This is a genomic window from Micromonospora sp. NPDC001898 (assembly GCF_042891255.1).
Lineage (GTDB): Bacteria > Actinomycetota > Actinomycetes > Mycobacteriales > Micromonosporaceae > Micromonospora.
In genome coordinates this window covers 43,872-51,478 of record NZ_JBIATC010000026.1, presented here as the reverse complement: position 1 = coordinate 51,478, position 7,607 = coordinate 43,872, and the positions used below count along the sequence as shown (strand labels likewise).

Sequence of the window (7,607 nt, the reverse complement as noted above, 5' to 3'; positions counted from 1 at the left end):
CGGGTGAACCATGTACAACGCCCCCGACCCCCCACCGATTCCACCCCCACGGTGACCCCGACCACCGGACACCCCACCCCAAACCAGACACCACCGCACCCCGTCGATCAAGAGGTTCACGTCAACGGGGCGGCGAAACCCGACAAACCACTTGATCAACGGGGTGAGGCCGGGGCGTGGTCCGTACGGCGGCTGCCTTCTGCTCGGCTCGCCGGGTCGATGGCAGGCAGGATGGCCGACCGCCACCACCGACGAAGCTGGCTGCTGCAGACGGGTTCCGGCCATCCTCAAGCCGGAGTGCCCCCGGTAAGCCGGAGTGCCCCCGGTAAGCCGGAGTGCCCCCGGTCCCTTTGCTCTGCTGCCGTCACCGCAACACCGGCACCGCGCATCCGCTCCAGGCCGCGGGCCAACACGGGCGGACAGCAGGAGGCCCCGGCCACGCTCCGTGAGCGTTGCACGGAGGGCAGCAGAGCAAAGGGGGCCGAACAGGTATCACCCGCCGGCCGACGATGACGGATGCTGCCTTACCTCCGGCCCCCGTCAAAGCGGGGGCATCCCGACACAAACCTCTTGACCAACACGACCTGGTGGGTGTTGGAACGGATGTCCGGGGCCGGAAGTGCCCGGCGAAACCTCGCGGCCGGGGTGGGCGCGTACCCCGAGGGGTGATTGGCCTGAGGCGGTGGTGGAGAGCACCGTTGGGAAACCGGCCGAGGGGTCGGAGGGCTCAGGCCGAGGTGTCGGGGCCGGTGCCGGGGGTGCTGGCCTCCGCGTGCCGGTCGCGCAGCCGGGCCCGGATCTCCTCCGGGGTGTACGCCCGCCGCCGCCGTTCCGCCCGGGCGACGACCACCCCGGTCGCGGCGACACCAGCGATACCAGCCAGCCCGAGCACCTTCCACCACCGCATCCGTTGCCGCATCCGCTTAGGGTAGACCCCCATGAGCGAGCAGAGCACCGACGGCGCCGGGGTGAGGGCATGAGCATCAGCCTGGACGAGGCCGTGGAGTTGACCCGAACCGGCGACGTGTGGGTGTTCCGGGGTCGTAGCGCGCCCGACCGCGCCATCCAGTTCACCACCAACAGCCCGGTCAACCACGTCGGCATGGCGGTGGTGCTGGACGACATGCCGCCGCTGATGTGGCACGCCGAGCTGGGCCGCTCGCTGCCGGACATGTGGACCGGCACCCACCAGCGCGGGGTGCAGCTGCACGACCTGCGGAACGCGGTCTGCGTCTGGGCCAACCGGTACGGCCAGCGGGCCTGGCTCCGGCAGCTCGAACCGTCCGCCGACGCGGAGATGGAGAAGGCGGTGCTGCGTACCATCGCCCGCCTCGACGGCACCCCGTTTCCCTCCACCGCCCAACTCGCCTGGCGCTGGGCGCGGGGCCGGATGCCACGGGTGCGGCTGCCCCTGCCGGCCCGACGGGACACCCCCGGCGACCTCGCGGTACGCGACCGGGCGCTGGAGACGGCGTACTGCGCCGAGGTGGTCGCGGTGACCTACGAGGCGATGGGCCTGCTGCCGGCGGGCCGCCGGCCGAACTGGTACGACCCGGGCCGGTTCTGGAGCGGCGACGACCTCGGCCTGGCCGCCGGGGCCCAGCTCGGCGCCGAGATCGAGGTACACATTCCGCAAGGCTGAGCGACGGCGGCGACGGCGTCGGGCGGCGGTGAAAGCCCGCGCGGGAGGGCCGGCGCAGGAGCGTCCACCCGTGAGTCGGCGCTTGCAAGATGTCTGCCTTGTTGCGCTCTCATTTGCAAGGTATTGCAGAACGTTTCGGCAAGGGCTAGCGTGCGGGCGAATCACGACCAGAGGAAGGCCGTCGATGAAACGCTCGCCGATGTCCCGTAAGGCGTTGCTCGCCTTGGTCTCCACCCTCACCCTCGCCCTCGTCGGCACCCCCGTCGCCGCGCACCAGCTCGCCGCCGAGGCCGCCCCGAGCCCGACCGGCACCGACCCTCTCGCCGGCGCCGGCGCGGTGCAGTGGCGATCCGAACCCTCCGTCGAGGCCCTGCTGAAGGCAGGCTCCGGTGACGCCCGCGCCGAGCAGTTCTACTTCGTCCTGCCGGACCGGTTCGCCAACGGCGACCCGCGCAACGACTCCGGTGGGCTCGCCGGGGACCGGCTGAAGACCGGCCTCGACCCCAAGGACAAGGGCTTCTACCACGGCGGCGACCTCAGGGGGGTGCTGGACAAGCTCGACTACATCCAGGGGCTCGGGACCACGGCGATCTGGCTCGCCCCGATCTTCAAGAACCGGCCCGTGCAGGGCGTCGGCGCGGACGTGTCGGCCGGCTACCACGGCTACTGGATCACCGACTTCACCCAGGTCGACCCGCACTTCGGCACCAATGAGGAGCTGAAGAGGCTGGTCAAGCTCTCGCACCAGCGGGGCATCAAGGTGTACCTCGACGTCATCGTCAACCACACCGCCGACGTCATCAAGTACGCCGAGGGCAAGTACGCGTACATCGACAAGAAGACCGCGCCGTACGCCGACGCGCGGGGGCGGGCCTTCGAGGACCGCAACTACGCCGACGGCAGCCGGGACTTCCCGACGGTGAACGCCGGGTCCTTCCCGTACACCCCGGCCTTCGACACCCCGGCCGACGCGAAGGCCAAGGTCCCGGCGTGGCTCAACGACGCCACCATGTATCACAACCGGGGCGACTCGACCTTCTCCGGCGAGAACAGCGAGTACGGCGACTTCTACGGCCTGGACGACCTGTGGACCGAGCGCCCCGAGGTGGTGCGCGGCCTGACCAAGGTCTATGGCGACTGGATCGGCGGCACCGGCGTCGACGGGTTCCGGCTGGACACCGTCAAGCACACCAACCTGGAGTTCTGGCCGCAGTTCAGCCGGGGCATCCAGCGGGCCGCCGAAGCCGCCGGGAAGAAGGACTTCTTCATGTTCGGCGAGGTCTACAGTGCCGACCCGGAGATCACCTCCACGTACGTGCGGCGCGGCGGCCTGCCGGCCACCCTCGACTTCGCGTTCCAGGAGGCGGCCCGGGGCTACACCGCCGCCGACGGCTCCGCGAAGGCGCTCGCCGACGTGTACGCCCGCGACGACCTCTACGCCTCCCGGGACACCGACGCCAACCGGCTGACCACCTTCCTCGGCAACCACGACATGGGCCGGATCGGCTCGTTCATCGCGGCCTCCGGCGGCGGCGACGCCGCGCAGCTACGCCGCGACCAGCTCGCCCACCAGCTCATGTTCCTCACCCGGGGCCAGCCGGTGGTGTACTCCGGCGACGAGCAGGGCTTCACCGGCCCGGGCGGCGACAAGGACGCCCGGCAGGACATGTTCGCGTCGAAGGTGCCCGACTACCTCGACGACGACCTGATCGGCACCGACCGCACCCACGCCGGCGACCAGTTCGACCCGACGCACCCGCTCTACCGCACCATCGCCGAGCTGGGCCGGCTCCGGCAGGCCCACCCGGCGCTGCGCGACGGCATCCAGGTCACCCGGTACGCCGCCGACGGCCCCGGCGTCTTCGCCTTCTCCCGGATCGACCCGAAGCACCGCACCGAGTACGTCGTCGCCGTGAACAACGCCGGCACCGCGCAGACCGTCACCGTCGACACCTGGTCGGCCGGGGCGGCCTTCGCCGGGATCTACGGCGGCGCGGCGACGGCGACCGCCGGGGCCGACGGCAGGCTGGCCGTGACCGTGCCGGCGCTGTCCGCCGTGGCGTACCGGGCGGGCCGGGCGATCCCGCAGGCCGACTCGAAGCCGTCGATCGGCATCACCGCCCCCGCCCCGGACGCCCCGGTGGCCACCCGTGCCGCCGTCACCGCCCAGGTCACCGGCGATCCGCTGGCCACTGTCACCGTCGCCGCCCGGGTCGCCGGCGGCAGGTGGACGCTGCTGGGCAGCGCCCACCGGGCCCCGTACACCGTGCACCACGACCTGACCGGCCTGGCCGGCGGCACGCGGATCGAGTACAAGGCCGTCGTCCGCGACGGCAGGGGGCGCACCGCGAGCACCCGCTCCACCGCCACCGTCGGCACCCCGGCGCAGGGCGCGTCGCGGGACTGGGCGGTGGTGCACTACCAGCGCCCGGCCGGCGGGTACGACGACTGGGGCCTGTACGCGTGGGGCGACATCGACCCCGCGTACGTCACCGAGTGGCCGAAGGGGCAGCCGTTCGCCGGCGAGGACTCGTTCGGCCGGTTCGCCTGGGTGAAGCTGAAGCCGGGCGCGAAGTCGGTCGGCTTCCTGGTCGTCGACTCCGCCGGGAACAAGGACGTCGCCAACGACCGGACCATCGACGTCACGCGGACCGGCGAGGTGTGGGTGAAACAGGGCGACGCCGCGCTCTACCCGACCCGGCAGGCGGCCACCGGCGAGCCGGATCCGCCCGTCGACGAGGGCACCGCGCTGATCCACTACCGCCGCGCCGACAACAACTACGACGGCTGGGGCCTGCACCTGTGGGACGGCGCGGCCGACCCGACCGAGTGGTCCGCCCCGCTCAAGCCGGAGCGGACCGACGCGTTCGGCGCGGTCTTCCGGGTGCCGCTGGCGGCCGGGGCCACCGGGCTGAGCTACATCATCCACAACGGCGACGCCAAGGACCTGCCGGACGACCAGCGGCTGGACTTCGCCGCCGCCGGCCGGGAGGTGTGGCTGCTCGCCGGCACGCCGGGCCGGTTGCTGCCGTCGACCTCGTCCGGGGTGTCCAGGGATCTGGACATCACCCAGCAGAAGGCGCACTGGATCGACCGGTCCACCGTGGCCTGGCAGGCCGGGCCCACCGACGGCCGGACGTACGCCCTGGTGGCCGCCCCGGCCGGCGGGCTGAGCGTCGTCGACGGGGAGCTGTCCGGTACGTACACCACGTTGCCGCTGCGGGCGCAGCGCAACGGGCTCACCGAGGCCCAGCGCGCGAAGCACCCGCACCTGTGGGCGTACCAGGCGTTCAGCCTGGACCGGGGCGACCTGGCGAAGGTGCCGGCGGCGCTGCGCGGGCAGCTCGTGGTGACCGAGCGGGACGCGCGGGGCGCGCTGCTCGGCGCGACCGGGGTGCAGGTCCCGGGCGTGCTCGACGACGTCTACGCCGCCGCCACCGACGCGAGGCTCGGGGCGACCTTCGCCGGCGGGGTGCCCACCCTCGCGGTGTGGGCGCCCACCGCGCGGACGGTGGCGCTGGAACTGTTCGACTCGCCGACCGCCGCGCCGCGCACCGTGTCGATGCGCCGCGACGACCGCACCGGCGTCTGGTCGGCGCGCGGCGATCGGGGCTGGACCGGGAAGTACTACCGGTACCGGGTCGAGGCGTGGCAGCCGGCGGCGCAGAAGGTGGTCACCGCCTCGGTGACCGACCCGTACTCGGTGGCGCTCGCGCCGGACTCCACGCACAGCCAGGTCGTCGACCTGGCCGACCCGGCGCTGGCCCCGGAGGGGTGGTCGAAGCTGCGCAAGCCGGCGGCGCCGCCGGCCGCGAAGGCGCAGATCCAGGAGGTCTCCGTCCGGGACTTCTCCATCGCCGACAGCACCGTGCCGGCCGAGCGGCGGGGCACCTACCTCGCCTTCACCGACCCGGACACGGCCGGGATGAGGCACCTGAGGGTGCTCGGCGGCGCCGGGGTCGACTACCTGCACCTGCTGCCGGCGTTCGACTTCGCCACCATCCCCGAGCGCCGGGCCGACCAGCGGCAGCCGGCCTGTGACCTGGCGAAGCTGCCCCCGGACTCCGACGAGCAGCAGAAGTGCGTGGCTGCGGTGGCGGAGTCCGACGGCTACAACTGGGGGTACGACCCGCTGCACTACACCGTGCCGGAGGGCGGCTACGCCGTCGACCCGGCCGGGGCGAAGCGGACCACCGAGTTCCGCCAGATGGTCGCCGGGGTCAACGGCGCCGGCCTGCGGGTGGTCATGGACGTGGTCTACAACCACACGTCGGCATCGGGCACCGACGGCAAGTCGGTGCTCGACCAGGTGGTGCCGGGCTACTACCACCGGCTGCTGTCCGACGGCACGGTCGCCAACTCGACCTGCTGCGCGAACACCGCCCCGGAGCACGCCATGATGGGCAAGCTGGTGGTCGACTCCCTGGTCACCTGGGCGAAGCAGTACAAGGTGGACGGGTTCCGGTTCGACCTGATGGGCCACCACCCGAAGGCGAACATCCTGGCCGTGCGGGCCGCCCTGGACAGGCTCACCGTCGCCCGCGACGGCGTGGACGGGCAGAAGATCCTGCTGTACGGCGAGGGCTGGAACTTCGGCGAGGTGGCCGACGACGCCCGGTTCGTGCAGGCCACCCAGGCCAACATGGCGGGGACCGGGATCGGCACGTTCAACGACCGGCTCCGTGACGCGGTGCGCGGCGGCGGACCGTTCGACCCGAACCCGCGGGTGCAGGGCTTCGCGTCGGGCCTGTTCACCGACCCCAACGGCGACCCGGTGAACGGGTCGGCCGCCGAGCAGAAGGCCCGGCTGCTGCACGCCCACGACCTGATCAAGGTCGGGCTGACGGGCAACCTGCGTGGCTACCGGTTCACCGATTCGGCCGGCCGGCGGGTCACCGGTGGACAGGTCGACTACAACGGCTCTCCCGCCGGCTACACCGCCGCGCCGGGGGAGGCGGTCACCTACGTCGACGCGCACGACAACGAGATCCTGTACGACGCGTTGGCGTACAAGCTGCCGCAGGCCACCTCGGCGGCGGACCGGGCCCGGATGCAGGTGCTCGCCCTCTCCACGGTGGTGATGGGCCAGGGGACCGGGTTCGTGACGGCCGGCTCGGAGCGGCTGCGCTCGAAGTCGCTGGACCGCAACTCGTACAACTCCGGTGACTGGTTCAACCAGATCCGCTGGGACTGTGCCCAGGGCAACGGCTTCGGCGCCGGCCTCCCACCGGTGGCGGACAACCAGGACAAGTGGCCGTACGCGAAGCCGCTGCTGGCCGATCCGTCGCTGGTGCCGGGCTGCGCGGCGATCGACCTGGCCGATGCCCGGTACGCGGAGCTGCTGCGCATCCGCGAGTCCTCGCCGGTGTTCGGGCTGGCCACCGCCGACCAGGTGCAGAAGCGGGTCGCCTTCCCGCTCTCCGGCACCGCTGAGACCCCGGGCGTGCTCACCATGACCCTCGACGGCCGCGGGCTCGACGGGAGGTGGCGGTCGGTGACCGTCGTCTTCAACGCCACCCCGGAGGCGGCGCGGCAGCGGGTCGCCGGGCTGCGCGGGGCAGACGTGGCGCTGCACCCAGTGCTGAGGGCCTCCGCCGACCCGGTGCTGCGCACGGCGTCGTTCGACCGGGGCACCGGCACCTTCACGGTGCCGGCGCGCAGCGTGGCGGTCTTCGTCCAGAAGTAGCCGTTGCCCGCCCGGCCCCCTTCCGCCCGTGGCGGAAGGGGGCCGGCTCGTGTCCGGTCCGTCCGCACCGGAGACGGCCGCCGGCCCCGCCCGGTGGGATCCGTGTGCGGATCCTTCCCGAGCGGGGCCGGTGGACTGCCCGTGGCCGGTGTCACCGTCGCCGGCTACCAGCCCTGCCTGCCGTCAGGCGAAGCAGTTGGGGATGTGGCCGGTGCAGTTGGTGGGGTCGTTGTCGATGACGATGGATTCGTCGTCGAGGCGGACTTTGCCGTCGTTGTT

General features: G+C 72.5%; 3 protein-coding genes. 2 read left to right on the top strand and 1 reads right to left on the bottom strand.

Annotated elements, in window-relative coordinates:
• Window positions 1-727: 727 nt before the first annotated feature.
• A complete protein-coding gene (locus ACFYZF_RS28635) occupies window positions 728-907 on the bottom strand; it encodes a hypothetical protein (RefSeq protein WP_387025967.1) in 180 nt (59 codons plus the stop codon).
• Window positions 908-976: 69 nt separating this feature from the next.
• Between ACFYZF_RS28635 and ACFYZF_RS28630 the strand changes: the two genes are divergently transcribed.
• Window positions 977-1,642 carry a hypothetical protein gene (locus ACFYZF_RS28630; RefSeq protein ID WP_387025963.1) on the top strand — a complete coding sequence of 222 codons (666 nt, stop codon included), beginning with the start codon at window positions 977-979 and terminating at the stop codon, window positions 1,640-1,642.
• 184 nt (window positions 1,643-1,826) lie between these two features.
• The gene (gene pulA, locus ACFYZF_RS28625; protein WP_387025961.1) at window positions 1,827-7,328 is read left to right on the top strand and encodes a pullulanase-type alpha-1,6-glucosidase; all 5,502 of its coding nucleotides are present in this window, start codon (window positions 1,827-1,829) and stop codon (window positions 7,326-7,328) included.
• Window positions 7,329-7,607: the final 279 nt, after the last annotated feature.

Excerpts from the sequence above, each read along its gene's own strand:
- ACFYZF_RS28635 (WP_387025967.1), bottom strand. The coding sequence starts at position 907 with ATGCGGTGGTGGAAGGTGCTCGGGCTGGCTGGTATCGCTGGTGTCGCC.
- ACFYZF_RS28630 (WP_387025963.1), top strand. The coding sequence starts at position 977 with ATGAGCATCAGCCTGGACGAGGCCGTGGAGTTGACCCGAACCGGCGAC.
- pulA (WP_387025961.1), top strand. The coding sequence starts at position 1,827 with ATGAAACGCTCGCCGATGTCCCGTAAGGCGTTGCTCGCCTTGGTCTCC.